Annotated in this window: 29 protein-coding genes; 7 read left to right on the top strand and 22 right to left on the bottom strand. The window is 64.6% G+C overall.

What is annotated here, in order from left to right; genetic code table 11:
* Nucleotides 1-20: 20 nt before the first annotated feature.
* From BM002_RS14375 to BM002_RS14320, 12 genes are all read right to left on the bottom strand, one after another.
* Entirely contained in the window at nt 21-263 is a 243-nt protein-coding gene (locus tag BM002_RS14375; protein WP_092782608.1) for a DUF2484 family protein, read from the bottom strand.
* Nucleotides 264-299: 36 nt separating this feature from the next.
* Nucleotides 300-1,709: a UDP-N-acetylmuramate--L-alanine ligase gene (murC, locus tag BM002_RS14370; protein ID WP_092782605.1), complete on the bottom strand. Its 1,410-nt coding sequence runs from the start codon at nt 1,707-1,709 to the stop codon at nt 300-302.
* A complete protein-coding gene (murG, locus tag BM002_RS14365; RefSeq protein WP_092782602.1) occupies nt 1,706-2,800 on the bottom strand; it encodes an undecaprenyldiphospho-muramoylpentapeptide beta-N-acetylglucosaminyltransferase in 1,095 nt (364 codons plus the stop codon). The genes murC and murG overlap by 4 nt, the downstream gene beginning before the upstream one ends.
* Before the next feature lie 9 nt (nt 2,801-2,809).
* Nucleotides 2,810-3,979, bottom strand: a complete 1,170-nt coding sequence (locus tag BM002_RS14360) for an FtsW/RodA/SpoVE family cell cycle protein (protein WP_092782599.1) — start codon at nt 3,977-3,979, stop codon at nt 2,810-2,812.
* Between the two features lie 190 nt (nt 3,980-4,169).
* The gene (locus tag BM002_RS14355) at nt 4,170-4,763 is read right to left on the bottom strand and encodes an SCO family protein (protein WP_175484913.1); all 594 of its coding nucleotides are present in this window, start codon (nt 4,761-4,763) and stop codon (nt 4,170-4,172) included.
* A gap of 3 nt (nt 4,764-4,766) precedes the next feature.
* The gene (locus BM002_RS14350; protein ID WP_175484912.1) at nt 4,767-5,303 is read right to left on the bottom strand and encodes a copper chaperone PCu(A)C; all 537 of its coding nucleotides are present in this window, start codon (nt 5,301-5,303) and stop codon (nt 4,767-4,769) included.
* 122 nt (nt 5,304-5,425) lie between these two features.
* Nucleotides 5,426-6,874 (bottom strand): TRAP transporter large permease, encoded by a 1,449-nt coding sequence (locus BM002_RS14345; protein ID WP_175484911.1) that lies wholly within the window; start codon nt 6,872-6,874, stop codon nt 5,426-5,428.
* Nucleotides 6,874-7,731, bottom strand: a complete 858-nt coding sequence (locus tag BM002_RS14340; RefSeq protein WP_245749272.1) for a TRAP transporter small permease subunit — start codon at nt 7,729-7,731, stop codon at nt 6,874-6,876. The genes BM002_RS14345 and BM002_RS14340 overlap by 1 nt, the downstream gene beginning before the upstream one ends.
* 101 nt (nt 7,732-7,832) lie before the next feature.
* Nucleotides 7,833-8,882: a TRAP transporter substrate-binding protein gene (locus BM002_RS14335; RefSeq protein ID WP_092782590.1), complete on the bottom strand. Its 1,050-nt coding sequence runs from the start codon at nt 8,880-8,882 to the stop codon at nt 7,833-7,835.
* Between the two features lie 171 nt (nt 8,883-9,053).
* Nucleotides 9,054-9,494 (bottom strand): Flp family type IVb pilin, encoded by a 441-nt coding sequence (locus tag BM002_RS19555; RefSeq protein WP_092782587.1) that lies wholly within the window; start codon nt 9,492-9,494, stop codon nt 9,054-9,056.
* 91 nt (nt 9,495-9,585) lie between these two features.
* Entirely contained in the window at nt 9,586-10,392 is an 807-nt protein-coding gene (locus tag BM002_RS14325) for an N-acyl homoserine lactonase family protein (RefSeq protein ID WP_092782584.1), read from the bottom strand.
* Complete coding sequence (locus BM002_RS14320; protein ID WP_092782581.1) at nt 10,389-10,676, bottom strand: putative quinol monooxygenase; 288 nt, start codon at nt 10,674-10,676, stop codon at nt 10,389-10,391. The genes BM002_RS14325 and BM002_RS14320 overlap by 4 nt, the downstream gene beginning before the upstream one ends.
* 60 nt (nt 10,677-10,736) lie before the next feature.
* Between BM002_RS14320 and BM002_RS14315 the strand changes: the two genes are divergently transcribed.
* Complete coding sequence (locus tag BM002_RS14315) at nt 10,737-11,804, top strand: isocitrate/isopropylmalate dehydrogenase family protein (RefSeq protein ID WP_092782578.1); 1,068 nt, start codon at nt 10,737-10,739, stop codon at nt 11,802-11,804.
* Complete coding sequence (locus tag BM002_RS14310; RefSeq protein ID WP_092782575.1) at nt 11,801-12,805, top strand: Gfo/Idh/MocA family protein; 1,005 nt, start codon at nt 11,801-11,803, stop codon at nt 12,803-12,805. The genes BM002_RS14315 and BM002_RS14310 overlap by 4 nt, the downstream gene beginning before the upstream one ends.
* Before the next feature lie 439 nt (nt 12,806-13,244).
* Here BM002_RS14310 and rpe read toward each other — a convergent pair whose 3' ends face one another.
* Complete coding sequence (gene rpe, locus BM002_RS14305; RefSeq protein WP_092782572.1) at nt 13,245-13,949, bottom strand: ribulose-phosphate 3-epimerase; 705 nt, start codon at nt 13,947-13,949, stop codon at nt 13,245-13,247.
* Between the two features lie 33 nt (nt 13,950-13,982).
* Nucleotides 13,983-14,552: a 5-formyltetrahydrofolate cyclo-ligase gene (locus BM002_RS14300; protein WP_092782569.1), complete on the bottom strand. Its 570-nt coding sequence runs from the start codon at nt 14,550-14,552 to the stop codon at nt 13,983-13,985.
* On the opposite strand from BM002_RS14300, the gene BM002_RS14295 reads away from it, so the two are divergent.
* Entirely contained in the window at nt 14,551-15,153 is a 603-nt protein-coding gene (locus BM002_RS14295) for a VOC family protein (RefSeq protein WP_092782566.1), read from the top strand. The genes BM002_RS14300 and BM002_RS14295 overlap by 2 nt on opposite strands.
* Entirely contained in the window at nt 15,150-15,542 is a 393-nt protein-coding gene (locus BM002_RS14290) for a metallopeptidase family protein (protein ID WP_092782562.1), read from the top strand. The genes BM002_RS14295 and BM002_RS14290 overlap by 4 nt, the downstream gene beginning before the upstream one ends.
* Before the next feature lie 75 nt (nt 15,543-15,617).
* Here the strand turns inward: BM002_RS14290 and BM002_RS14285 are convergent, their stop codons facing one another.
* The 5 genes from BM002_RS14285 to BM002_RS14265 form a co-directional block, all read right to left on the bottom strand.
* The gene (locus BM002_RS14285) at nt 15,618-16,130 is read right to left on the bottom strand and encodes a CarD family transcriptional regulator (protein WP_092783277.1); all 513 of its coding nucleotides are present in this window, start codon (nt 16,128-16,130) and stop codon (nt 15,618-15,620) included.
* 235 nt (nt 16,131-16,365) lie between these two features.
* A complete protein-coding gene (fdxA, locus tag BM002_RS14280) occupies nt 16,366-16,701 on the bottom strand; it encodes a ferredoxin FdxA (RefSeq protein ID WP_092782559.1) in 336 nt (111 codons plus the stop codon).
* 54 nt (nt 16,702-16,755) lie between these two features.
* Nucleotides 16,756-17,124: an RNA-binding S4 domain-containing protein gene (locus BM002_RS14275; RefSeq protein WP_092782555.1), complete on the bottom strand. Its 369-nt coding sequence runs from the start codon at nt 17,122-17,124 to the stop codon at nt 16,756-16,758.
* Nucleotides 17,121-19,880, bottom strand: a complete 2,760-nt coding sequence (locus BM002_RS14270) for a helicase-related protein (RefSeq protein WP_092782552.1) — start codon at nt 19,878-19,880, stop codon at nt 17,121-17,123. The genes BM002_RS14275 and BM002_RS14270 overlap by 4 nt, the downstream gene beginning before the upstream one ends.
* Nucleotides 19,881-20,465, bottom strand: coding sequence for a tetratricopeptide repeat protein (locus BM002_RS14265; RefSeq protein WP_092782549.1), 585 nt, complete (start codon nt 20,463-20,465; stop codon nt 19,881-19,883).
* A 51-nt stretch (nt 20,466-20,516) separates the two neighbouring features.
* On the opposite strand from BM002_RS14265, the gene BM002_RS14260 reads away from it, so the two are divergent.
* Together BM002_RS14260 and BM002_RS14255 are read left to right on the top strand one after the other, a co-directional pair.
* Nucleotides 20,517-20,801, top strand: coding sequence for an SCP2 sterol-binding domain-containing protein (locus BM002_RS14260; RefSeq protein WP_092782546.1), 285 nt, complete (start codon nt 20,517-20,519; stop codon nt 20,799-20,801).
* Nucleotides 20,802-21,740 carry an alpha/beta fold hydrolase gene (locus BM002_RS14255; RefSeq protein ID WP_245749271.1) on the top strand — a complete coding sequence of 313 codons (939 nt, stop codon included), beginning with the start codon at nt 20,802-20,804 and terminating at the stop codon, nt 21,738-21,740.
* Here BM002_RS14255 and BM002_RS14250 read toward each other — a convergent pair.
* The 3 genes from BM002_RS14250 to proS form a co-directional block, all read right to left on the bottom strand.
* A complete protein-coding gene (locus BM002_RS14250) occupies nt 21,737-22,411 on the bottom strand; it encodes an ABC transporter ATP-binding protein (RefSeq protein ID WP_092782543.1) in 675 nt (224 codons plus the stop codon). The two genes, BM002_RS14255 and BM002_RS14250, sit on opposite strands and share 4 nt — an antisense overlap.
* Entirely contained in the window at nt 22,404-23,672 is a 1,269-nt protein-coding gene (locus tag BM002_RS14245; RefSeq protein WP_092782540.1) for a lipoprotein-releasing ABC transporter permease subunit, read from the bottom strand. Before BM002_RS14245 ends, BM002_RS14250 begins: the two co-directional genes overlap by 8 nt.
* Nucleotides 23,673-23,788: 116 nt before the next feature.
* Nucleotides 23,789-25,126 carry a proline--tRNA ligase gene (gene proS / locus BM002_RS14240; protein ID WP_092782537.1) on the bottom strand — a complete coding sequence of 446 codons (1,338 nt, stop codon included), beginning with the start codon at nt 25,124-25,126 and terminating at the stop codon, nt 23,789-23,791.
* A gap of 170 nt (nt 25,127-25,296) precedes the next feature.
* Between proS and BM002_RS14235 the strand changes: the two genes are divergently transcribed.
* The gene (locus BM002_RS14235; RefSeq protein WP_175484910.1) at nt 25,297-25,827 is read left to right on the top strand and encodes a fasciclin domain-containing protein; all 531 of its coding nucleotides are present in this window, start codon (nt 25,297-25,299) and stop codon (nt 25,825-25,827) included.
* Nucleotides 25,828-25,830 lie beyond the last annotated feature (3 nt).

Here is a 25,830-nt window from a genome sequence, read left to right as displayed (position 1 = left end):
GCCAATCCGGGCGGCAAGACTTACCGACCGGCCAACCCCTTCAGCCAGCGCAGGAAATACCGCAGGGGCCAGCGGAGGACCAAACCCATGGTGACTGCGCCGCCGATGGCCCAGACCGCGCCCATGGATAGACCGAGCCAGATCACGATGGGGACGCCGAACGCGATGAGGACATAGGCCGCGGGCCAGCTCTGTTTGGCGCTCAGGACCAGCATCAGGACCCAGGCGACGATAACCCAGAGGCACATGGCGATCACGGCCATGGGCGGGCTCCGGGGATGCCGCGACCCGTCACAGGATCAGGCGGCCTTGCCGTTCAGCCGTTCGGGCAGGCCGTTGGCCCAGGCCGAGATGGTGCCGGCGCCGAGGCAGACCACGATGTCGCCTTCGCGCGCCTGTTCGCGCACAAGCCGCTCCAGATCGTCTTCGCCGGTCACGGCGCGGGCGTGGCGGTGGCCGGTGCGGATCAGGCCCGCGACCAGGTCGTCGCGCTCGGCGCCGGCAATCGGCTCTTCCCCGGCGGCGAAGACATCGGCGATGCCCACGACATCGGCGTCGTTGAAGCAGCCGCAGAAGTCGTCGAACAGGCTCGAGAGGCGCGAATAGCGGTGCGGCTGGTGGATGGCGATGACGCGGCCCGTGTCGCCGATGGATTGGCGCGCGGCCCGCAGGACGGCGGCAATCTCGACCGGGTGGTGGCCGTAGTCGTCGATGATCGGCACGCCGCGCCATTCGCCCACGCGGGTAAACCGACGGTTGACGCCCCCAAAGGCCGCGAGCGCCTCGCGGATGACCGACTTCGGCACGCCGAGTTCGCGCGCGACGGCCACGGCAGAAAGCGCGTTCGACACGTTGTGGTCGCCCGGCATGGGCAGGGCGCAATCCTCGATCACCGCGTCCTCGGCCTGAAGCTGGATGTCGAAATGGGCGACCCCGCGTTCGTAGCGCAGGTTGATGGCGCGCACGTCAGCCTGGGCGTTGAAGCCGAAGGTCAAGACCCGACGGTCGGTCACGCGGCCCACAAGGGCGCGCACCTCGGGGTGGTCGGTGCAGCAGACGGCCAGCCCGTAGAACGGAATGTTCGACACGAAATCGGTGAAGCCCTGGCGCAGGTTTTCGATCGTGCCCCAATGCTCCATATGCTCGGGGTCGATGTTGGTGACGATGGCGATGGTGGCGGGCAGGCGGTTGAAGGTGCCGTCGCTCTCGTCCGCCTCGACGACCATCCATTCGCCCTGCCCCATGCGCGCGTTGGAGCCATAGGCGTGGATGATGCCGCCGTTGATGACCGTGGGGTCGATGCCGCCCTGATCCAGAAGGGCCGCCACCATGGTCGTCGTCGTGGTCTTGCCGTGGGTGCCCGCGACGGCGATGTTCGATTTCATCCGCATCAGTTCGGCCAACATCTCGGCCCGGCGCACCACCGGCAGGCCCTGGGCCCGCGCGGCGTCGAGTTCGGGGTTGCCCGGCTTGATCGCCGAAGAGATCACGATGACTTCGGCGCCCTCCAGGTTGTCGGCGGCCTGACCTTCGAAAATGCGCGCGCCAAGGCGGGCCAGGCGGTCGGTGATCTTGGACGTTTTCGCATCCGACCCCTGCACGTTGTAGCCGTGGCTCAGCAGCACTTCGGCGATGCCCGACATGCCGATGCCGCCGATGCCGACGAAATGGATGGGGCCCATCTGGGTGGGGAGTTTGGTGGCATTCATGTCTTTGCGCTCGCGATGGTTTCGGCCAGGTCGGCCAATCGTTGGGCGGCATCGGGCACGGCGACGGCAAGGGCCGCGCGGTGCATCTGAAGCGCGCCACCGGGGTTGGACAGGATAAGTTCGATCTGTTCGGCCAGAGAGGCCGGGGTGAGTTTGCTTTCGGGGGTCAGGATCGCGGCCCCGGCTTCGGTCAGGCCGCGTGCATTGGCCGTCTGATGGTCGCCCGCCGCGACGGCATAGGGGATCAGGATCGCGGGGCGTCCGATCACGCTCAGGTCCGCGATGGTCGAGGCCCCGGCCCGGCAGATCACCAGCTGCGCGTCGGCCATGCGATTGGCGACGTCATCGAAGAAGGGCTCCACCTCGGCGTCGACCCCGGCGGTGGCGTAGTAGCGCCGCACGCGTTCCAGGTCTTCGGGGCGGGCCTGCTGTGCCACCCGCAAGTGGCGGGCCATCTCTTCGGGAAGATTGGCCAGCGCCTCCGGGACCATGTCAGACAGAATGCGCGCGCCCTGACTGCCACCGATGACGAGGATCGACATGGGATAGTCGCCGGGCACGATGTAGGGGCTTTCGGCGCGGCCCAGAATGGCGGCGCGCACGGGGTTGCCCGTATGCACCCCCACGACCCCCTTCGGCAGGGCCGTGGGCCATGTCCCGCAGGCGAAGGCGTCGACGCGGGTTGCGAAGACCTGATTGACGCGGCCCAGGACGCCGTTCTGTTCGTGGATCAGCCGGGGCAGCTTGAGCATGACCGCCGCCGCCATGGCAGGAATGGCGGGATAGCCGCCGAAGCCCGCGACGACGGCGGGGCGGTCCTTTCGGAACGCCTTCATCGCGCGCATCACGCCACCGGCCAGTTTGAACGGCACGCCGATCTTGGCGCCCAGACCACCGCGCGCAAAGGTGGCGGAGGGCAGAACCTCGACTTCCACATCGTCGGGAAAGCCGCCCGAATAGCGTGCACCCCGGTCATCTGTCGACAGTTTGACGCGCCACCCCCGGGCCAGCATCTCCTCGGCCAGCGATTGCGCCGGGAACATGTGCCCCCCGGTGCCGCCGGCGGCGATGACGATCAGGGGGGCGGACATGGCGTGACCTCAGCGATAACCGTTGGAGAGCAGGTGATCGGCGATCTCGGCCTGCGGGCGGGTGCGGGTGAAGCACAGGAGCATCCCCATCAGCAGCCCCATAGCGATCAGCGACGATCCGCCATAGCTCACGAAGGGCAAGGTCATCCCTTTGGCGGGAAGCAGCCGAACCGCCACGCCAAGGTTGATGAACGCCTGACTGGCCAGCAGCACGGTCAGACCGGTGCCGGCAAGCCGGATGAACGGATCCCGCTCGACGCACAGACGCAGCAGGCACCGGGCCGTGATGAAGGCAAAGAGCGCGACGATGAAAAGCACCATGATGAGCCCGTATTCCTCGGCGGCAACGGCGATGATGAAGTCGGTATGGGCATCCGGCAGGATCCATTTGACCCGACCCTCGTTCACGCCGGTGCCGAAGAAGCCGCCTTCGCGGATGGCGTCGATGGCATAGCCCATCTGGGTGCGCGGATCGACATCGGGGCTGAGGAAGCCGTCGATACGGCGGGCGAAATGTTCCGAGTTGTTGTAGGCGGCCAATCCCACGAGGCCCACGGCGGCGACCACGGCCGTCAACAGCACGATGGGCGCGCCCGCAACGAAATAGACCGCCGACCAGGCCACGATGGTCAGCATCGCCTGACCGAAGTCCGGCTGAAGCGCCAGAAACGCCACCACGATGCCCAGGATGACGAAACTGATGGTCTTTCCCGGCGGCCCGTTGGGTTCTGCGGCCGAGGCCATGAGCCAGGCCGTCATGATGATGAAGACGGGCTTGAGGAATTCCGACGGCTGAAACGATGCAAAGCCGAGCGAATACCAACGGGTCGCCCCCTTGCCGAAGTCGGTTCCCAGAATGGGCAGCATCATCAACGCGATGGCCGCCAAGAAGAATCCGATCACCCCGAGGCGGCGAACCATATGTGGCGACATCATCGACACGACGATCATCACCACGAAGGCCATCGCCCCGAAGATCGCCTGACGATACACATAGTAGAACGCCGGCAGGCCATTGCGTTCGGCAAGCGGAACCGAGGCCGCGAAGCCGAGCAGCAGGCCAACCGCGAAGAGCAGGACCAAGGCGCCGACCACGCCCTTGTCCAGGGTCCGCCACCAACGTGAGATAATGGCCTCGCCCGGTAGGACGACGACCGCGCCATGCGCGATTTCTGTCATTGATCCGCCTGTAACATCAACTGCCCTGCCCGGTTTTCCGGGTCTAAGTGCAGGTAGTGTAGCGCAGTGATTCGCGTGACGCTAGCCTCTTGGCGCAGGCAAGGTCAGGATCGACCCCATGGGTCGCCGGATTGGCACGCCAGGCAATCCACGCCAACCGCACTCGGTAAGTCGGTGCGAACGGAGCGCTTTAACCCAGAACGGCGGCGATCTTGGCCTTGGCGATCTCGGGGGCTTCCTGGAAGGGGATGATGTCGACGACTTCGCCCTCGTCGTTGAGGACGAAGACAGAGGCGTAGTGATCCATGGTGTAGTCGCCCTCGCCCAATTCGCGCCTCTGGAAATAGACGCGCCAGGATTTGGCCATCTCGCGCACGGCCTGCGGCTCACCAGTGATGCCGAGGATGCGGTCGGACTGCGGCTCGAGGTAATCCTTGAGGAAGTCCGGCGTGTCCCGTTCGGGGTCGATGGTCACGAAGAAGACGCCCAGATCGTCCTTGGGCACCTCCATGTCGGTCAGCCATGTCTCCATGTCATAGACCGTGGTCGGGCAGACCTCGGGACAATGGGTGAAGCCGAAGAACAGAAGCGACGGGCGACCGATGAACGCCGCCTCGGTGATCGGCGCGCCGTTGTGATCGACAAGGTTGAAGGGTTCGCCAAGCTCCGTGGCGACCGGGCTGATGGTGCGGTCCTGAAAGACCTGGCGCAGCGCGATACCCGCCCCAAGGGCCACCGCGGCGACAACAAGACCGGCGAGGATCGTGGCAAGGCGTGTGGTCATCATTCAGTTCCCATGCTTCATGTGACCGCCGTCGCCGTGCCCCTCGCCCGAATGGTCCATCGTGGCATCTTCCGCCGCTTTCGCGCGGATTTCGCCAAGTGTGAGGACGGGAAACCCGATGGTCACGTCGCCAGCTTCGGCAAAGGTCAGCGTGACAAGGTGAGTGTCCCCTGCGGTCAGCGGTTCGGTCAGGCCCATCAACATGAGGTGAAGTCCGCCGGGGGCAAGGATCACGGTCTCGCCCGCCGGGATCGCGATGCCACCCGCGACCTCCGACATGGTCATGACGCCCTCGTTCATAGTCATTTCGTGCAACTCGACCCGCTCCGCGAGGGGGCCTTCGATGCTGGCCGAGACAAGCGTGTCGTCGGTTTCCCCGTGGTTCACGATTGTCACGAAGCCGCCCGCGACGGGTGCATTTGGCGGTGTGGCGCGCAGCATCGGGCCTTCGATATGAATATCCCCAAGCGCCTTCATGTCGGCGGTGGCCGGAAAAGCCGCAAATGCGGCGAACAAGGTGACAATCGCGGTGCGGAACATGGGGCCTCCTGAGGGCGGGAACTGCTTTGGTGTTAGATGGCACCGCATCCCGCCGGATTGAACCCCGGCAGGTCACCCGACCCCGAAAAAAAGAAAGGGCGCTGTGGGGCGCCCTTTGGTCGTCAGTTTCCGTAGGCCACCGATGGCAGCCACGTCACAAGCGCCGGGAACAGGAACACGATCGCCAGACCCGTCAGCTGCAACAGCACGAAGGGCACGACGCCGCGATAGATGTGGCCGAGGGAGATGTCCGGCGGGCAGACCCCCTTGAGGTAGAAGAGCGCGAATCCCACCGGTGGCGTCAGGAAACTGGTCTGGAGTGTCACCGCCACCAGGATCGCGAACCAGACCACCTGCGGGTCGCGCACCACGTCGAAGCCCGGCACCGCAAGCTCCAGAGCCGCAACGATGGGCAGCATGAGCGGCATGATGATGATCGTGATCTCGATCCAGTCGAGCAGGAACCCGAGCAGGAAGACGATGAACAGGATGAACAGCACGATCATGTAGGGGTTCTCGAAGATGCCGAGGACATGGTGCTCCACGATCTCGTCACCGCCATACCGGCGCAGGACCAGCGCAAAGAAATTGGCCGCAAGGAAGATGCCGACGATATAGCCCGCCGTGTTCAGCGTGGACCGCGCCACCTCCCGGAAGACCTTCCAGTCCAGCTTGCGGTTCAGCATCGCCAGGATCGTCGCGCCGAACGCCCCGAGGCCCGAAGCTTCGGTCGGTGTGGCAAAGCCCGCGAAGATCGACCCGAGCACCAGCAGGATCAGGAAGAGCGGGGGCACGACCGCCACCAGCACGTCCTTGATCACGTCCCAGTCGACCTTGCCCGCATCCGGCGGCGCGGGCATCGAGTCGGGCTTGATGAAGCCGTAGATGACGATGAACAGGATATAGAGACCGCCCAGGATCAGACCCGGGAACAGGGCCCCCATGAACAGATCACCCAGGGAAATGGCCAGCTGATCCGACATGATGACCAGCATGATCGACGGCGGGATAAGGATGCCGAGCGTGCCCGCCGCGGCGATGGTGCCGGTCGAGATCGGCTTGGAATAGCCCTGTTTCATCATCTGCGGCAGCGCCATGACGCCAAGCAAGGTGACGGAGGCCCCGATCACGCCCGTCGATGCGGCGAGGATGATCCCGATCAGCAGGACCGTCAGGGCAAGACCCCCGCGCAGACCGCCGAAGAGACGCTGCATCGACTGCATCATGCGTTGTGCCACGCCGGACTGGTCCAGCATCAGGCCCATGTAGATGAACATCGGAAGCGCCACGAGAACGGGGTTCTGCACCACGTTCCCGAACAATCGGTTCGAGAGGACCGACAGGCGCGTGTAGTCGATGCCCGTCCGGTCGAATTCGATGATGTCCTCGAAGATGCGCCGATAGGGATCGAGGAAAATCTCGGCAAACAGCGCATAGATGAGAGAGACGCCCACAAGGGCGAAGGCCACCGGGATACCGCGGAAGAGCATCCAGATGAAGCTCAGGAACATGACCAGCACGACGAGTTCGTTCAGGGTCATGACCCGACCGATGACTTCAAGGATGAACATCAGACGTTATCTCCGTCACGGTCGCGCATCACATAGGCGGCGGCGAGCAATAGGGCGGTCGCGATCAGGGTGGCGAGAACCGTGATCTTCATTTCCTGGTTGGCGAAAAGGTCGATCTCGGCAAAGAACCAGTGGCGTCCCGCCTGACGGGCATCGGTGCCCGGCTCGGCCATCAGAAGCACGATGCCAAGTCCCAGATAGTAGATCGCCAGATTGATCGCGAAGGCGACCGACGGCAGCGCATAGAGGATCTTGCGCCACAGGACCGGCTTGGTCAGTTGCGACAGCATCCGCACATAGGTCGACCAGGTCGCAAAGGCGATCAGCAGGAACGAGACGTTCACGAAGGTCTTGAGCAGATAGAGCATGTGCAGCCCGTTCGGACTGCTCGACCCTTCCCGGCTGACGATGGATTGCAAGGCATAGGACAGCGTGACGTCCCAACACAGGATGATGAACGGCAGGAACAGCCAACTCAGCCCGAAGATATCGATCTTGCGCTGCTTTCGAGGCTCGTATCCGTCATAGAAGATGTCGACGCGCACATGGGAATTCGTGGTCACAGCATAGGCGACACCGACCAGCACGGCAGCCCCGTAAAGCCACCACTGCAAGTCGTCCATCCAGGCCTGGTTGCCCGGACCAATCCCGATTCGGCCAAGATTGCGCAGCAGGACCTGCGCCACGATCACCATCATCAGGATGGGAAAAAGCCAGGCGAAGAAATTCGATATCCCGACGACGATTCGGTCGCCGCGATTGTGTTCGCTGCGGTTCACCTCTCCGGGATCGGAGATAGCCACCAGGATCCCTTCGTTCGGGCTGGCGATTATTTTCTCGTCAACGTGCTGTGACATCCGGAAGTCCCCCAGGCGCGGCGAGCCGCACGGTCGCAAGAGCCAACCCGGGCGGCCATTAAGGTCCGCCCGGATCGATGTGTCGTGACGCTCAGGTCAGATCAATTGCCGCGCGGACGGGGCAGATAGATCGTGTCGCCCCAGGTCTTGTACCCGGCGCGGAACTCCTGCAGGTCGTCCCAGACTTCCTTGAAATAGGGGTCCTCGGCGGCCAGCTCGGCGGCAACCTCGTTCCAGGTCGACTCGAAGGTGGCCAGCATCTCGGGCGGCCAGATCTTGTTGGTCACGCCGTTCTCGTCGATGTTGGTCTGCATGGCCTCGAAGTTGGTGGCCTCGCCCTCGGCATAGTTGGTGGTGATATTGGCCAGGCAGGCGACTTCGATCTGCTTCTGGCTCCGCTCGTCCAGACCGTCCCAGACATCCTTGTTGATCAGGAGTTCGAACATCGTGGCGGGCTGGTGCCAGCCGGGGAAGTAGTTGTACTTGGCGATCTGGTGGAAACCCAGACGCGCATCGATCCGCGGCATGGAGAATTCGGTCGCGTCGATCGCGCCCCGCTCGAGCGCCGGGAAGATGTCGCCGCCCGCCAGAAGCGAGGTCGAGACTCCGAGACGCTGCATCACTTCGGCGCCAAGGCCGAAGAAGCGCATGTTCAGACCCTCGAGGTCGGCCAGCGAGTTGATCTCGTTCTTGAACCAGCCGGAGGTCTCGGGAGCGATGATACCGCAGGGCGTCACGTGAACGTTGTAGCCGTTCTCGTCATACATGCGTTGGAACAGCTCGGCCCCGTCATCATAGAGCATCCACGCCAGGAATTCCCCGGCCTCGGGGCCGAAGGGGACAGCGGCGAACAGCGAGGCCGCGGTGATCTTGCCCTGCCAGTAGCCGGCGGTCGTATAGGCCGCATCCACCGACCCGTTCGAGACCGCGTCCAGGGCCTCCAGAACGGGGACCAGCTCACCGGGATCGAAGTGCTCGAACTCGACGCCTTCGGAGATGCCGTTGATCTTCTCGACGAAGTCGGTGCCTGCCGTTCCGAGGATCGGAAGGTTCTTGCCGAAGGCCGAGGTCATCTCGAGGACTTCCTGTGCCTGGGCACCCGTCGAGAACACCGCGGCCGTTGTGACCAGCGCGATTGCTTTGAGTTTCATGTGGTTCCTCCCTGTCGAACCTATGGCAGCGGATGTTCACACCCACTTGTTAGGTGACCCCTCCCGGACCACCTGGTAAGGTTTTCTTACCGATCTTGCCGCCTTGATGCCAGCGCAAATGCGCAAAGACCCCTCGGTGGGGGCCTGGAACGCGATCAAATCATGGTTGGATCAGGGGTGCGGGCTCACACCGCGGGCTTCCATGGCAATCGAGAGCATTGCCATCTGGTCGTTCGCGCGGGAATGCATCGGATCGTTGACGTCCGCCTGACGGTTGCGCCAAGCCCGCTCCTGGTTGCGCAACTGCTGGTCGGTGAGGTCGTTCATCAGCTGGTTCATTCGCCGGTCGGCCCAGTTCGAACCGTAATGCGTCAGATCGACTGCGGCGGCTTCTTCACCGGTGCTGCGTGCGAAGTGGTGACTGCGGAAGATGTGTTCATCCGATTCCAGTTGCGCGGTGATGTCGTTCGACGAATTCTCGATCCCGTTGCTGACGGTCATCAGGACGCCGATGCCGAGGCCGGTGATCGCGGCGGTGATCACGACCCAATCGACGGTGACGGCGCCCGAGTCGGCACGAAGGAAGCGGTGGAGGGGATCAATCTGTCTCATGCCCCCGGAGTGACCGCCGCGGATGTCAGCAGATTGATGCATTTGAGGCGATTTCGGGATAGATTCAGGCAAGTTTGCCCAGTCCCCGCCCCTATGCTCCAAAATGCGGCAATTGCCCCGTGGGCCCATGCGACAGGCGCCAGGATTCGGGCCCTTCGCTTGGGAAGATCGCCCGGACCAGCGGATCGTGTCCCGGCACGATGAGGTCCGGTCGGCTGGCAAGCCTGCGCAGTGTCGCGAACCCCGCCAGCATCTTCGGCACATCGGCCACGATCGGAAACGGTTTCCCGGCCAGGTAATTCTCGTAGAAATGGGTGGCATCGGACGCGAGGCACAGCCAGCCCGCCGCCGTGCGCACACGCACCGCCTGCAACCCTTCGGAATGTCCGCCGATGCAATGCACGGTCACGCCCTCGGCTACTTCGCCGTCGCCATCATGGAACACCACGCGCCCCTGATAGAGCCGCTTGACCGTTTCACAGACATGATCCGCCGTGAACGGCATCCGCAGCACGTCGTGGCACATACACGGCCCGGTGGCATAGGCCATCTCGGCGGCCTGAAGGTGCAGCGTTGCCGCGGGAAACAGATGCAGACCGCCCGCATGATCGTAATGCAGGTGCGTGACGATAATCCGGTCGATCCCCTCGGGCGTCAGGCCGAACGGTTCCAGGGCTGCACGGGGATCCATCAGGATGGGCCGGTCCCGCCGTGCGCCTTCGGCAGCGTCATATCCGGTATCGACCAGGATCGTCTCGTCCCCGCGCCGCAGAAGCCACATGAAATAGTCCATCGGATGCGGGGCCGCGTGGTCGTCGTCGAAGATGAAACTGTCCCCCCGGACCCGCGCATTCCGGTCCGCATACCGCAGGGCGAAAACCTCCCACACATCGCTCATCCGCTGACCTGCGCATAGGTCTTGACCGATTTCCCGGCAATCATCGGCGTCACGATACTGTCGAAGGTCTTGTAATGCGGGGTTTCGCGATGCGCGTCAAACCCGGCGGCATCGTCATAAAGCTCATAGAGAAACACCTCGTCGGGCCGCGACGGATCGGTGAGGACATCGAACCGGTTGCACGCCGGCTCGGTCAACGAAGCGCGCGCATTGTCCATCATGGCGGGCAGAAAATCGGGCATGCGGCCCGGGGCGACTTCGATGGTGACGACGACAGCAAACATGCTTCCCCTCTCCCCCTTTGCTTCCTAAAGATAACATCAACAGACGCGAGGAATATCAAAATGTCCAAGACTTTCGAAATTGCGGTATTCCACGGCGACGGCATCGGGCCCGAGATCATGGCCCCCACGCTCGACCTGCTGCGCGGCCTGTCGTCCGGGTACGATTTCCGCTTCACCGACTGCCCGGCGGGGGCGGCCAGCTATCTCGACTGCGGGTCCGATCTGCCCGAGGCTTCTCTGGACACCGCACGCCGGGCGGACGCCATATTGCTCAGCGCGCTTGGTGATCCGGCCGTCCGCTATCCCGACGGCACGGAAATGACGCCCCAGATCGACATCCGCATCGCGCTCGACCTCTACGCCGGCGTGCGCCCTGTCCGGATCGTGCCGGGCATGCGCAGTCCGCTGAACCTGCCGGATGGCAAAGTGGTGGACTTCGTCCTGATCCGCGAATCGACCGAGGGCCTGTTCCATACCCAGGGCAAGGGCCACGTGGAGGCCGATATGGCCGAGGAGACGCTGCGCCTTACGCGGCGCACCACGACCAAGGTCTGCGACTTCGCCTTCCGCCTGGCACGGGAACGCAAGGCATCGGGGTCGCAGGGCCGTGTGACCAGCGTGGACAAGGCGAACGTTTTCCGCGCCTTCGCCTTCTGGCGCGACATCTTCGACGGTGTGGGCGCCAATTATCCCGACCTGACCGCCGATCATGCCTATGTCGACGCCATGGCGCTCTGGTTCGTGCTGCGCCCCTGGGATTGGGACGTGATGGTGACCGAGAACATGTTCGGCGACATCCTCTCCGACTTGGGCGCGGGCCTGATGGGTGGCCTTGGCATGGCGCCCAGTGCCGACATCGGCGACGACCATGCGGTGTTCCAGCCGTGCCACGGCTCGGCCCCCGACATCGCCGGGCGGGGCATCGCCAACCCGTTTGCGATGATCCTGTCGGCGGGCATGATGCTCGACTGGTTGGGCCGACGCCACGACATGCCCGCGATGATCGCGGATGCCGCCCGGGTGCAGGCCGCCGTCGATGCCTGCCTAGCCGCTGGCGAGACGACCGGCGATCTGGGCGGCCCGCTCGACACCAGGGGGGCCGGCGCGGCGGTCATGGCGCGCCTGTGACGCTGCGGGTCGGGCTGCTTGGCGCGGGCTATTTCGCGCAATTCCACGTCAACGCCTGGCGACGGATCGACGGGGCAAATCTTGTCGCGACCTGCGACACCGATCCGGCCAAGGGGGCCGACTACGCCGATCTGGACGCCATGATGGCGGGGGCGGAACCCGACATCCTCGACATCGCGGGGCCGCCGCTTTGCCACGCGCAGGCCGTGCGAACCGCCCTGCCCTTCGCGCCCCGCGCGATCATCTGTCAGAAACCCTTCTGCACCTCGATCGAAGAGGCCCGCGCCGTCACGGCCGAGGCCGCCGCCGCCGGTGTGCCCGTCATCATTCACGAGAATTTCCGGTTTCAGCCGTGGTTCCGCGCGATGAAGACCGCTCTCGACGGAGACCGCATAGGACAGGTCTGGAATCTGACCTTCCAGATGCGCACCGGCGACGGCCAGGGCCCCCGCGCCTATCTGGACCGCCAGCCGTACTTCCAGCAGATGCCGCGCCTGCTGATCCATGAAACCGGCGTGCATTACCTCGACACGTTCCGTTTTCTACTGGGGGAGCCCGCAGGCATCTATGCCGACCTGCGCCGTCTGAACCCGGTCATCCGGGGCGAGGATGCGGGCCATGTGATCCTCGACTACGCATCCGGCGCGCGGGCCGTCTATGACGGCAACCGGCTTCTGGATTTCGACACCGATCTTGCACGCCGCACCTTTGGAGAGGCCCTGCTGGAGGGCGAAGGCGGCGCGATGCGCCTGACGGGTGATGGATGCGTGACGTTCCGGGCGCATGGGACGCGGGTGCATGAGACCTTGCTTGAGCCGCGCGATTGGCCGGATTTCGCGGGCGATTGCGTCTTTGCGCTGCAAAGCCACGTCGTCGCAGCCCTGAATGGCACCGGAACCTTCGAGAACGAGGCACAGGATTACCTGCGCGTCATGGAGCTGGCCGAACTGGCCTATGCCTCCGATGCCGCAAAGACCCGGCTTCCGATCAGACGCCCCTAGTCGGCGAATTTGCCTCAAATCCTCGGAACGAATGCGGGCCTATCCGTGAAAAATCACCGACCCGGTAGGTAAGCCTTAACGCCTCAACCCTAAGGTGTGGGCATACCAATCGGGACAGCGGGCATTTCCGTCATCCCGGTCCTGGCCGGGCGAAGCCCGGTCCTCCGGGGCGGACAAATCTGCGCGTCCCGTTCAGCGGTGGAACACCGCACTTCCTTAAAGGGCATGCCATGCCTGATCGTCATCCTATCGATCAATCGTTCGAACATCGCTATTCCCGCAGTGAACGCCTGACCATCGCCGCATTCGTGCTATTCGCGACCGCAGCGCTCGTACCCTTCAGCCCGGCAACCTCGGATTCTTTCGGAACGGCAAAACCGGTGAAAACCTGCGATGCCGAAGCAACCCGCGGGATGGAGGGTCGTTGCGCCCAGACGTCTCAGGTGTCGGACAGCGCGTCGTTCGCCATCTTGCGGATTGCCGCGATGTTCCGTCCATAGGGGGCCGGGTCCGCAACGGATCCGCCCCGGAAGACCGCCGACCCGGCGACCAGGACATCGGCGCCCGCCGCCACCACAAGCGGCGCCGTGACTGGGTCGATCCCGCCATCGATCTCGATATGGACGGGTCGGTCCCCGATCATGGTGCGCAACTTCCGGATCTTGTCGATCTGGCTGTGAATGAACTTCTGCCCGCCAAAGCCCGGGTTCACGGTCATCACGCAGATCAGGTCGACGTCATCCAACAGCCCCGCCGCCGCCTCGGCAGGGGTGCCGGGGTTCAGGGCAAGACCCGCCTTTGCCCCGCCCGCCCGGATCGCCTGGAGCGTGCGGTGGATATGGGGCCCTGCCTCCAGATGCGCCGTCAGGATGTCCGCCCCGGCCTGCACGAAAGCATCGATATAGGGATCGACGGGCGAGATCATCAGGTGGACGTCCATCACCCCCTTGATATGCGGCCGGATCGCCGCGCATGTGGCGGGTCCGAAACTGATGTTGGGCACGAAATGCCCGTCCATGACGTCGACATGGATCCAGTCGGCCCCCTGCGCTTCGGCAGCGGCGCATTCCGCCCCGAAGGCCGCGAAATCGGCGGCCAGGATCGACGGGGCGATCTTGATGGAGCGATCAAAGGACTGGGACATGGGGCCTCCGGAGGCTGATTGGTTGAGGTGGGGTTACACTGCGTCCCCGGTGCCGAAAACCCCGGATTCCGTGACGATCCAGGGCAGGGCCACATCGGTCGGCTCCACCGGCAAGTCCGGCAAACGCTGCGCATCAAGGGCGAATCCGACGATCAGCGTATCCGTCAGCCCCGCCAACGTGCGGTCGTAGAACCCGCCGCCATAGCCCAGACGGTTCCCCCGACCGTCGAAGCCGACCAGCGGCACGATCACCACATCCGGCATGCGCCAGCCGCCCTCCGTCGGGACCATCACGCCGAAATCGCCGGGCGCCACGGCGCAACCCGGTGTCCAGTCGCGAAACCGCAGGGGCGCGCCGCGGCCCGTGACTACGGGCACACAGATCCGGTTGTCGGCACACAGGACGCGCATCGCCCCGCGCGGGTCGGCCTCGGACCCGATCGGCAGATAGCCCGCGATCGTCTTGCCGCGCAGCGCACAGAGCCTTGCGAAAAGGCGGGTTGCCGCCGCCGCACGGGCCTCTCGGCCGACGCCTTCGCGGGCCGCCAGACATGCCTTGCGCAATTGCCCCTTGCGAGCAGCCAGAGTAGGATCCTCTCCCATGCAGGCCTTTGACCACTTCGCCATCTCCGCCGCAACGCTTGACAAAGGCGCGGCCCATGTTGCGGCCCATCTCGGGATCGAAATCGGGCCGGGCGGCAAACATGCGCTCATGGGCACGCACAACCGGCTGAGCGGTCTGGGAGCGGGCGAGTATCTCGAAGTCATCGCCGTCGATCCGGACGCGCCAGCCGTCGGTCGGCCACGCTGGTTCGACCTTGACCGGCAAAGCGGCGCGCCCCGGATCGGCAACTGGATCCTGCGCACCGACGACCTCGACGGACTTGTCGCGCGCTTTCCCCAGGCGGGCCGCGCGATTTCCTTCGTGCGCGGCGATTTCCGCTGGCGCATGGCCGTCCCGGACGACGGTGTGCTGCCCTTCGATGGCTGCTTTCCCGCGCTGATCCAATGGGACTCGCCGTCGCCCACGTTCCCCGACATCGGCCTGCGCCTGGCCGATCTGACACTGCATCACCCCGAGGCCGAGGCCCTCGCCGCCATCCTGACCGAGATCCTCGACGATCCTCGGATCAAGACCAAGACCGGACGGCGCGAGATCGTCGCCCGCCTCGACACGCCGACTGGGGTCCGCACCATCCGATGACCCAATTCGCACCGGACGAGGCGGAAATCCTGCGTTTGGCCGAGGCCGCCCGCGCGGCCCTGCCCCCGCCTTTCGACAGCCTCGCCGCCGAAGTGCGCCTGATCGTGGAAGACTGGCCGTCCGATGCGCTGCTCGACGAGATGGACATCGACGACGGCTATGAATTGACCGGGATTTACGAGGGAGAGCCGCTGACCCTGCGGTCGGTCGAATCCCCCGCGCCGCCCTCTTCCGTGACGCTGTTCCGCCGTCCGATCCTGGATGAGTGGTCCGAACGGGGCAACGTCACGCTGGCCGAGTTGGTGACGAACGTGACCATACACGAATTCGCCCACCATTTCGGATGGTCCGATGACGAGATCGGGCGAATCGACGCCTGGTGGGAATGACCGCCGCGCGATCGCAACCCGCAAAAGCAAAAGGGGCGCCCGAAGACGCCCCTTTCAATCATATCTATCCGACGATCAGGCGGCGGCGCGCGACATCAGGATCTGATCGACGGCCTTGAGCGCGCCATCCTCATCCATGTCGTTCACTGCGGCCAATTCCCGCGTCAACCGGTCGAGCGCGGCTTCGTAGAGCTGCCGCTCGGAATAGGACTGCTCGCGCTGTTCGTCGTTGCGGTGCAGGTCGCGCACCACTTCCGCGATTGCGATCAGGTCGCCGGAGTTGATCTTGGCTTCGTATTCCTGCGCCCGGCGGGACCACATGGCGCGCTTGACCCGGGCCTTGCCCTTCAGCGTGGCCATGGCTTTCGTCACGATCTCGGGCGACGACAGCGAACGCATCCCCACGTCGGTCGCCTTGTTGGTCGGCACACGCAGGGTCATCTTGTCCTTGACGAAAGAAATCACGAAGAGTTCCAGCTCTAGGCCGGCCACTTCCTGCTTTTCGATGGACACGATCTGTCCGACGCCGTGGGCAGGATAGACGACGAAGTCATTGGGGCGGAACTCGGCTTTCTTGGACATGGGCATCCTTTCGATGTCTCGTTGCACGGCGACCAAAGCTCCCGCTTGGCCGCAAAAATGACCGGCCCAGGAAATTCCGTGGGTCAGATCAGACGCGCTGTTGTGTTGGCCCGGACAACGGCAGCAAACCGACAGGGCCGAAACGTGGCAGACGCCGCGGGAACGCCCGCGAACAAGACTCATCATATCACAAAATAAGGGGTCCCGAAAGTGGAATGGAGACTGACCTTTGGCCCCCGTTTCAGCCCCCCTCGCCGGGGGCCTCCGAGAACATGTCCATCTTGCCGTCCTTGCCGTCCATGGCCTCGGCGTCGGGCAGCGGGTCTTTCTTGGTGATGATCACCGGCCAGGCCTCGGAGTACTTGCGGTTGAATTCAACCCATTTGTCCATGTCCGGCTCGGTATCCGGACGGATCGCGTCGGCGGGGCACTCGGGCTCGCAGACGCCGCAGTCGATGCACTCATCCGGATGAATCACCAGCATATTTTCGCCTTCGTAGAAGCAATCCACGGGGCAGACCTCGACGCAGTCGGTGTATTTGCAGGCGATGCAATTGTCGGTGACGACATAGGTCATGATGGGTGTCCTTGCTGCGTGTCGCGGGCGGTCTAGACGGCCCGGGCGGGGCATTCAAGCGCCGTCGCCCTGCTCTCTCATTTCCGTGAGCCGACGCCGGTCTCGCCCCGTGGGCCGTGGTCCGGCGCGGGGCACGGGTGCGGGGCTGTCATCGCGATAGAGCGCCTGCGCCTCGGCGGCAGGTCCCCGCCGCGTTCCCAAGGCCAGGATTTCGACGACACGAATCCGATCCCCCTGCGAGAATGTGAGCGCATCCCCCGGGCTGACATTCTGCGCGGGCTTGGTGACGCGCACGTCGTTCAATCTTACGCCCGTCTCACCGATGATCCGCGCGGCAAGCGTCCGGGTCTTGAAAAAGCGCGCCTGCCAGAGCCATTTGTCCAGCCTCTGGCGCGCTTTCGCGGTCTCTGGCGCTTCGCTCACTTGTCCTTCAGCGCGGCCAGCGCAGCAAATGGATTATCCGGATCGATCCGCGCCTCGCGCTTGGGCTTGGCCTCGAAGACCTGCGGGCCGCGATTGCCGTCACCTTTGCCCTTGCCGCCGGGTTTGCCCTTGGGCTTGCCCTTGCGCTGCGGCCGGTCATCGCGATTGCCCTCGCGACGCGGACCGCCGCGCGGTGCCCGCTTGGGCGCCCAGGTGAAGGTATAGAATATCTCGACCTCGGGGGCGGTGGCCTCCACGGCTTCTTCGGGCGGGGTCGCCGCTTCGGTCGACGGCTCGGCGGGCGCGGCCTCGGGCGCCTCGGGCGCAGCGGTATCGGTTTGCGCCGCTTCAGGCTCCGCCGCTTCGGCGGTGGCCTTCACCTTCGGGCGCTCGCCCCGCTCGGCGTTATAACCCAATCCACCCATCAGATCCGCGAATTGCTCCAGTGTCATGCCGGTGATCGAGAGCATGTCCGCGGTCGCCTCGAACCCGCCCCGGCTGTCGGCCGGACGGATCAGATCGGCCAGTCGTTCCAGCATGTCGATCCGGATCGCGCGCGCGCCAGCCAGACGGTAACCGGCCATCGTGTAGTACCCATCGGGCGCATCCACGACGCCCGGGACCGTGACCAGACCGGGAGGCGGTGCCTCGGGAAATTCGTCCAGACCCTTCCACAGCGACCAAAGCACAAGACGCAGGCGCGTCGGCGCGGGCTTCAGAAGCAGTTGTTGAAACACCGTGAACTGACCGAACCGCACGCCATGCTTGCGCAGCTGGCCGCGGGCATCCTGCTCCAATTCCTTGACGTCCTGGGCGACCTCATTGCGGGGCAGAACGCCCATGCCTTCCATCATCCGGAAGGCAAAGCCACGGGCCAGCCCGGTCATCGTCTCGTCCCGCGACATGGCCAGCAAAGGGTCGAACGCTGCGGCAACCTTGCGGTCGATGAAATGCTGCAGGCGGCGTGTGACTTTCTGCATCACCTCCGGACCGGCGTCATCGTCGACGAAGGCCTCGACGGCGGGGCGCAGCGCATCGCTGCCCTTGACCAGTTTACCGATCGCCTGATCGCCCCACATCAGGCCACCCTGCTCGGTGAAATCCATCTCGGTATCGGGGGCGTTGTAGAACCGGTCCGCACGCAGGTGGAACTCGGGGCGCAACGCCTGGGTCGCGGCCTGCCGCACGGTCTTGGCTTCGTCCGGCGTGGTCGTGCCCGTCTCGTGAAACCGGAAGCCTTCCAGCCGTCCCAGGGTTTCGCCTTCGACGACCACTTCGCCTTTGTCGTTGATCTCGGCCAAAAGGCCCTCCTTCATCTTCAGCCGCCGCAGCAGCACAGAAGTCCGTCTGTCCACGAACCGATTTGTCAGCGCCTGATGGAGCGCATCCGACAAGCGATCTTCTACCGCCCGTGTGGCCGCGCGCCAATGGGTCTCGTCATCGATCCAACCCTTGCGCTGCGCGACATACGTCCAGGTGCGCACATAGGCCAGTCGTTTCGACAACATATCGATGTCGCCAAGCGGCTTGTCTATACGCTTGACCTGACGGGCAAACCAGTCGCTGTCCACCCGCCCCTTCTCGTGCAGAAACCCGAAAATGCGCGACAGGAGCGTGGTGTGTTCGCCGTGGCTAATTCCCTGAAAATCAGGAACCCGGCACACGTCCCACAGCAGCCTTACATCGCGCGCATCGCGCAAACGGACCGCGACCCCCTCCAGCGCTGTCAGGGTTTTCAACGATGACAGGTCATCGGCCTCGCGACCCTTGGTCAGGACCTGCTCGCCGCTCGGAGTCTCCAAAGCCGCGATCAGCGCCTCGGCAGAGGCGAAATCCAGCCGATCATTGCGCCAGAACAGCCGGTCGATGGGTTTGAAGCGATGCGTCTGGATCGCATCCACCAGATCGTCATCCAGCGGACTCGCTTCGCCGGTAATCCCGAATGTCCCAGGCTGCATGTATCGGCCGGCCCGCCCCGCGATCTGCCCCATTTCATGGGGGAAAAGCGGACGGATCCGTTGGCCATCGAATTTGGAGGTGGCCGAGAAGGCGATGTGACGGATGTCGAGGTTCAGGCCCATTCCGATGGCATCGGTCGCCACCAGGTAATCGACATCGCCGTTCTGATACATCTCCACCTGAGCGTTCCGCGTCCGCGGGCTGAGCGCCCCCATGACAACGGCCGCACCGCCTTTCTGCCGACGCAGCAGTTCGGCGATGGCATAGACATTCTCGACCGAAAAACCGACGATTGCCGTGCGCCCAGGCATTCTGCTTATCTTTTTCGAACCTGAATAGATCAACTCGCTGAAACGCTCACGCCGCACGAACTGAACCTTGGGGACAAGTTGTGCGATGGTCGGGCGCATCGTGTCCGACCCCATGAACAACGTCTCGTGCAGGCCGCGCATGTTGAGCAAGCGGTCGGTGAAGACATGACCCCGATCCGGATCGGCACAGAGCTGTATCTCGTCGATTGCGACGAAGTCAGCGGCCATCCCGACCGGCATCGCCTCGACCGTGCAGACCCAATAGGTAGCCCGCGCTCCGACGATCCGTTCCTCTCCGGTGACCAACGCCACTGCCGAGGGGCCGCGAACGGCGACGATCCGGTCATAGACCTCGCGGGCAAGCAGCCGCAGCGGCAGGCCGATGATGCCCGTCCGATGCGCCAGCATCCGCTCGATGGCGTAATGAGTCTTGCCGGTGTTCGTCGGCCCCAGGACCGCCGTCACCCGCCCGAGAGGGCTGTCCATTCAGAGGGTCCGTTCCCCGGTCTGCATTTCCAGCCGCTCGATCGCCCCGTTCAGGTTCTCTTCGGCGGGATAGATCTGCTGCGCAGCACGGTAGGCCTTGAGCGCAGCCGCGTCCTCTCCGGTCTGTTCCAGGATGATCGCAAGGCCGGTCAGGGCGCCGAAATGCCGCGGCTCCAGGATCAGGACCTGCTCGATATCGGCCAGCGCCTCGCCGAAACGCTCGGTCAGGAAGAAGGCCGTGGCGCGCTGATTCCACCCTTCGGCGAATTCCGGCGCATGATCGGTCAGCGCTGTCAGATGCGCGATGGCGCGCGGAAAATCGCCCTCGGCCATCGCGTCCTGCCCCCGGCGGAGCAACAGGTCGAGCGTCGCGCTCCCCGAATGCGTCCACCGTTCAAGGATTTCGTCCGCAAGGCGCCCGGCCTCGGCGGCATCCCCTTCGGCGGTGAGCGTCCCGAGGCGGTTCAACAAGGCCTGCGGGTCGCGTTCGAGTTCGGGGCCGACCTGCTGCGCAGGCAAGAACGTGGCGTAACTGCACGCGATTGCGAGCAAGAGGGCCTTGAGCGTGACACCTAGGTCAACCATCCTGATAAAGACCCCATCCCGCCGTTCCGGCGATCAGTTCCAGAGGATTACATGAGCGACATCATCAACGAAGCCGTCACGCAGCTATCTGCCAAGATTGGCACCTTCGACGGCAGCGTCAAGTTCGTGGTCGAAGGCGAAGGCGCAATCATGGTCGATTCCGACGGTGTTCGCGCCGGAGACGAAGACGCAGAATGCACCATGACGGCTGACGCGGAAACTTTCAAAGGCATTCTGGACGGCGACGTGAACCCGACCAGCGCCTTCATGACGGGCAAGCTGTCGGTCGACGGTGACATGGGCACGGCCATGAAACTGGGCGCGGCGCTGTCGTAGGTGACCCAAGCCGCTCCCCTGCACGGCCTGCCCGGTGACGCCCTGTCCGGGGGGCACGCCCTCTGGGTGACGACATCCGACGGGGTGCGGCTGCGCGTGGCGCTTTGGCCCGAAGGGTCGAAGGGCACGGTTTTCCTGTTCCCGGGGCGCACGGAATACGTTGAGAAATACGTCGTTCCGGCCCGGGAGCTGGCCAGCCGCGGCTATGCCAGCCTTGCCGTCGATTGGCGGGGTCAGGGCCTGACGGAGCGGCCGCGCCACGACCGGATGGTCGGTCATGTGAACGATTTCAACGAGTTCCAGCGCGATGTTGATGCGGTCATTGCGCTTGCAACCGAAGAAGGCCTGCCGCGTCCTTGGGTCGTGCTCGGCCATTCCATGGGCGGGTTGATCGGTCTTGCGACCCTCATGCGGCGGTCGGAGTTTTCGGCGGCGGTGTTTTCGGCCCCGATGTGGGGGCTGCAACTTTCGCCGCATCGACGGCTCGGGGCGTGGCTCATGTCGTCCATCGCGTCGACCGTGGGCATCGGGCATTTGGGCACACCCGCTTCGGGCAAGGTCGCGGACCCGGCCAATGCGCCGTTCGAGGGCAACCTGTTGACGACCGACCCGGAGATGTTCGCCTGGATGAAGGCGCAGCTTGCCGCCCATCCCGACCTCGCCCTGGGCGGGCCGTCGCTCGGGTGGGTCTGGGGCGCGTTTCGCGAAATGCACCGCTGCGCGCGCGAAGCCGCACCCGACATCCCCTGCCTGACCTTTCTTGGAACCGAGGAAGGGATCGTCGACCCCGACGCGATCCACGTACGGATGGCGTCCTGGCCGCGCGGCAAGCTGGTCACCCTTCCCGGTGCGCGTCACGAACCGATGATGGAAGGCGCCGCCAAACGGGCCAAGCTTTTCGATCAGGTCGCCGATTTCCTGGCGGCCGAGACCGCCTAGACCAGCGTACCGGCATTCAGGCGCACGGTGCGATCCATCCGCGCGGCAAGGTCCAGGTTGTGGGTCGCGATCAAGGCGGCCATGCCGGTATCCCGAACCAGCTGAACCAGGGCCTCGAAGACGGTGTCCGATGTTCCGGGATCGAGGTTGCCGGTCGGCTCATCCGCCAGAAGCAGGCTTGGAGCATTGGCCAGGGCGCGACAGAAGGCCGTGCGTTGCTGCTCGCCCCCGGACATTTCGGCCGGGCGGTGATCGACGCGGTGCTCCAGCCCGACGCGGGCCAGCAGGTCCATCGCCCGCGCGCGGGCGTCGGCCTGAGAGGTTCCGGCGGCCAGCTGCGGCAGGATGATGTTCTCGGCCGCCGTGAATTCGGGCAGCAAATGGTGGAACTGATAGACGAAGCCGATCTTCTGCCTGCGGGCCCGGGTCCGGGCGCGGTCGCCCCGTCCTGTCAGGTCGTCGCCCGCGATGGTGACGCTGCCGCTGTCCGGCGTGTCCAGAAGGCCCGCGATGTGGAGCAGGGTCGATTTGCCCGCACCCGAAGGTGCGACGAGGGCACAGACCTCGCCCCGCGACAGGGTCAGGTCGACGCCGTTGAGCACGCGGATTTCACCGGGCTTGCCAATGTGATACCCTTTTTCGATCCCGGAAAGCCGCAGCACCTCACTCATAGCGCAGCGCCTCGACCGGGTTCATGCGGGCCGCACGGCGTGCCGGGAAGATCGTCACGATGAACGACAGCGACAGCGACAGCGTGACCGCGAGCAGGACGTCGCCCAACTCCAGCCGCGCGGGCAAGGCCGAGATGTAGCGCACCGACGGGTCCCAGACGCCGCCGCCGGCGACCCAGTTCACAAAGCCGAAAATCTGATCAATGTAGATGGCAAAGAGACACCCGAGGAGGGTGCCGATGGCCGTGCCGACGACGCCGATGGACGCCCCGCAGAGAAAGAACACCCGCAGGACCGTCCCTTCGGACAGGCCCATCGTGCGCAGGATGCCGATATCGCGGCCCTTGTTTTTCACCAGCATGACAAGGCCGCTGGTGATGTTGAGCGTGGCGACGAGGACGAGGATCGACATGATGACGAACATGATGTTGTCCTCCATCTGGAGCGCGCGCAGGAAACCGCCCGCCGCGTCCTTCCACGTCCAGAGGTAATTGCCATCGCCCGCCGCCGCGATCAGCCGGGGGGCGAAACTGTCCACTTGTTCCGCGTCTGTCAGCGTCACCTGCACTTCGTCGGCGAGTTCGGGTTTGTTGAAATAGATCTGCGCCTCGTCGAAGGGCATGTAGATGCGGATCTTGTCGATGTCGTATCGCCCGACCTGAAAGACATAAGTGACGGGATAGGCCTTGACCCGGGGCGATGTTCCGAAGGGCGTCTTGGTCCCTTCCGGCGAGATCAGGCGGACCATGTCGCCCGCCTGCAGGCCCAGATCCTGCGCCACGAACCAGCCGAGCGCCACGCCCCCGGCGAAATCCGCGATATCGCCTTGCGACTGCTCGGGCGAGGCCACGCGGGGAATGCCGGCCAGATCCTCGGGGCGGATGCCGATGACCTGCGCGCCCGTGTTGCGCCCGTTGGCGGTGGCCATGACCTGCCCCGTGACCACAGGTTTTACTGTCACCACGCCTTCGACCCCCGAAAGACGTTCGGTCAAGGCGTCATAGTCCGACACGGTCCGCGTCAACGTCCCGTTCGGAAGCACCTCGCCATAGCTGAGCACGCTGACATGGGGGTTCGCCCCCACGATTGTGTCGACGAATTCATAGCGAAATCCGGTCCGCACGGCGAGGACTGCAATCAACGCGAATACGGCCAGCGAAATGCCCGCAAGGCTGATCCAGGTCATCACGCTGATGCCCCCCTCGGACCGGCGCGCCCGCAGATAGCGCCAGGCGATCATCCATTCGAAACGCTGAAACATCGACCTCTCCGGGACTGCTCCGCCCCTAGGTGCGGGAGGCAGGGGGCCGGGTCAAGGGGCCGACCCGGCGATGACAGAACGGTCGGGCCGAGCACCGCTCGGATCGCCTCAGGCCGTCAGCGGTCGGCGTAGATGTGCGCCAGGCGCTGCACGGCGGCTTCGGGCGACATCTCCTGGCTCTCGCCGGTGCGGCGGGACGTCAATTCCACCATCCCGTTGGCCAGACCGCGCGGCCCGACCGTGATCCGCCAGGGCAAACCGATCAGGTCCATCGTCGCGAACTTGCCGCCCGCCCGCTCGTCGCGGTCGTCATAAAGCGGCTCCAACCCGGCGGCGATGAGGGCATTGTAGAGACCGTCGCAGGCGCTGTCGGTCGCGGCATCCCCCTGGCGCAGGTTCACGATGCCCGCATGGAACGGCGTGACCCCCTCGGGCCAGATGATGCCCTTGTCGTCGTGGCTCGCCTCGATGATCGCGCCCAGAAGGCGGCTGACGCCGATCCCGTGGGAGCCCATGTGCAGCGGCACGCGGGCGCCGTCTTCGTTCTGCACGAAAGCGCCCATCTTCTCGGAGTACTCGGTCCCGAAATAGAAGATCTGGCCAACCTCGATGCCCCGGGCCACACGGCGGCGCGCCTCGGGAATTTCGGCGAAGACGGCTTCGTCGTGGGTTTCATCGGTGCGGGCATAGCGCGAGGTGAATTCCTCCAGAACCGCCTGGCACTGGGCCTTGTCGTCATAGTCGATCTCGCGCGCGCCGAAGCTCAGATCGGTGATCTCGCTGTCATAGAAGACTTCCGATTCCCCCGTCTCGGCCAGCACCAGGAACTCGTGGGTGTAATCCCCGCCGATGGGGCCGGAGTCGGCCCGCATCGGAATCGCCTGAAGGCCCATCCGCTCATAGCTGCGCAGATAGGTGACGAGATGCCGGTTGTAGGCATGCAGCGCGTCTTCCTTGGTCAGGTCGAAGTTATAGCCGTCCTTCATCAGGAACTCGCGCCCGCGCATGACGCCGAAGCGAGGCCGCATCTCGTCGCGGAACTTCCACTGGATATGATAGAGCGTCAGCGGCAGAGCCTTGTAGGAGGTGACATAAGTCCCGACGATGTCGGTGATCATCTCTTCGTTGGTGGGGCCATAGAGCATCTCGCGGTCGTTGCGGTCGGTGATGCGCAGCATCTCGGGACCATAGGCGTCATAGCGGCCCGACTGCTTCCAAAGGTCCGCGCCCTGCAACGTGGGCATCAGCATCGGGATGTGGCCAGCGCGTTGCTGCTCCTCGTGGACGATGTCCTCGATCCGTTTGAGCACCTTGTAACCAAGCGGCAGCCACGAATAGATGCCCGCGCTCGACTGTTTGATCATGCCTGCGCGCAGCATCAGGCGATGGCTGGCGATCTGGGCGTCGGCGGGCGTTTCCTTGAGGACGGGCAGGAAATAGCGGGTCAGGCGCATGGTGCGGCTCCGGATGGGCGATGGTTGCAAAGGCGCTACCAACGCTGAGGGGCCGGGGCAAGCGGCGGGATGACCCGGACAGGTCGCGCGGTTGTGACCGGCGGGTCTTTGTCAATCGACCGTTGCGACCTAATTTCTGTTCAAACGGATTTGGGGAAAGGACCGTACTCATGAAAGCATCACTCTTGGGCCTCCTGTCGACGGCGTTCCTTCTGGCATCGCCCGTGGCCGAGGCAGGTCAGGGCGCAACACGGGAGTCGGTTCTGGAATTGCTGCAAAACGACGGGCGGTTCAGCACGTTGTCCGGGGCCTTGACGGCGGCCGATCTGGGCGACCTGCTGGACGGAGACGGTCCCTTCACCATCTTCGCTCCGACAGACGCCGCCTTTGCCGATCTGCCTGAGGGTATGGCAGTGTCGCTTCTGCGGCAGGACAACATCGAGGGGCTGCGCGCCCTTCTGGGGTATCACGTCGACGATCGTAAACTGTCGCGCCACATGCTTCCCGATCAGCCGATCCTGGTGCAGCCGGTCAACATGGACACCCGGCTCTGCGTTGCGCGCACCCCCGACGGCATCAGCATCAGCGACGGCAGCGGCGCCTCGGCCGAGGCCGAAGGTCGGGCGATCCGCGGGGCCAACGGCATCATCTATGCGATCGACAAGGTCCTGATCCCCGGTCCGCGTCCTGCCTGCGGCTGACCG

It is taken from the genome of Jannaschia pohangensis, from assembly GCF_900113875.1.
Taxonomy (GTDB): domain Bacteria; phylum Pseudomonadota; class Alphaproteobacteria; order Rhodobacterales; family Rhodobacteraceae; genus Jannaschia; species Jannaschia pohangensis.
Note: the sequence above shows the minus strand (reverse complement) of the source record. Positions and strands in the feature narration are given on the sequence as shown.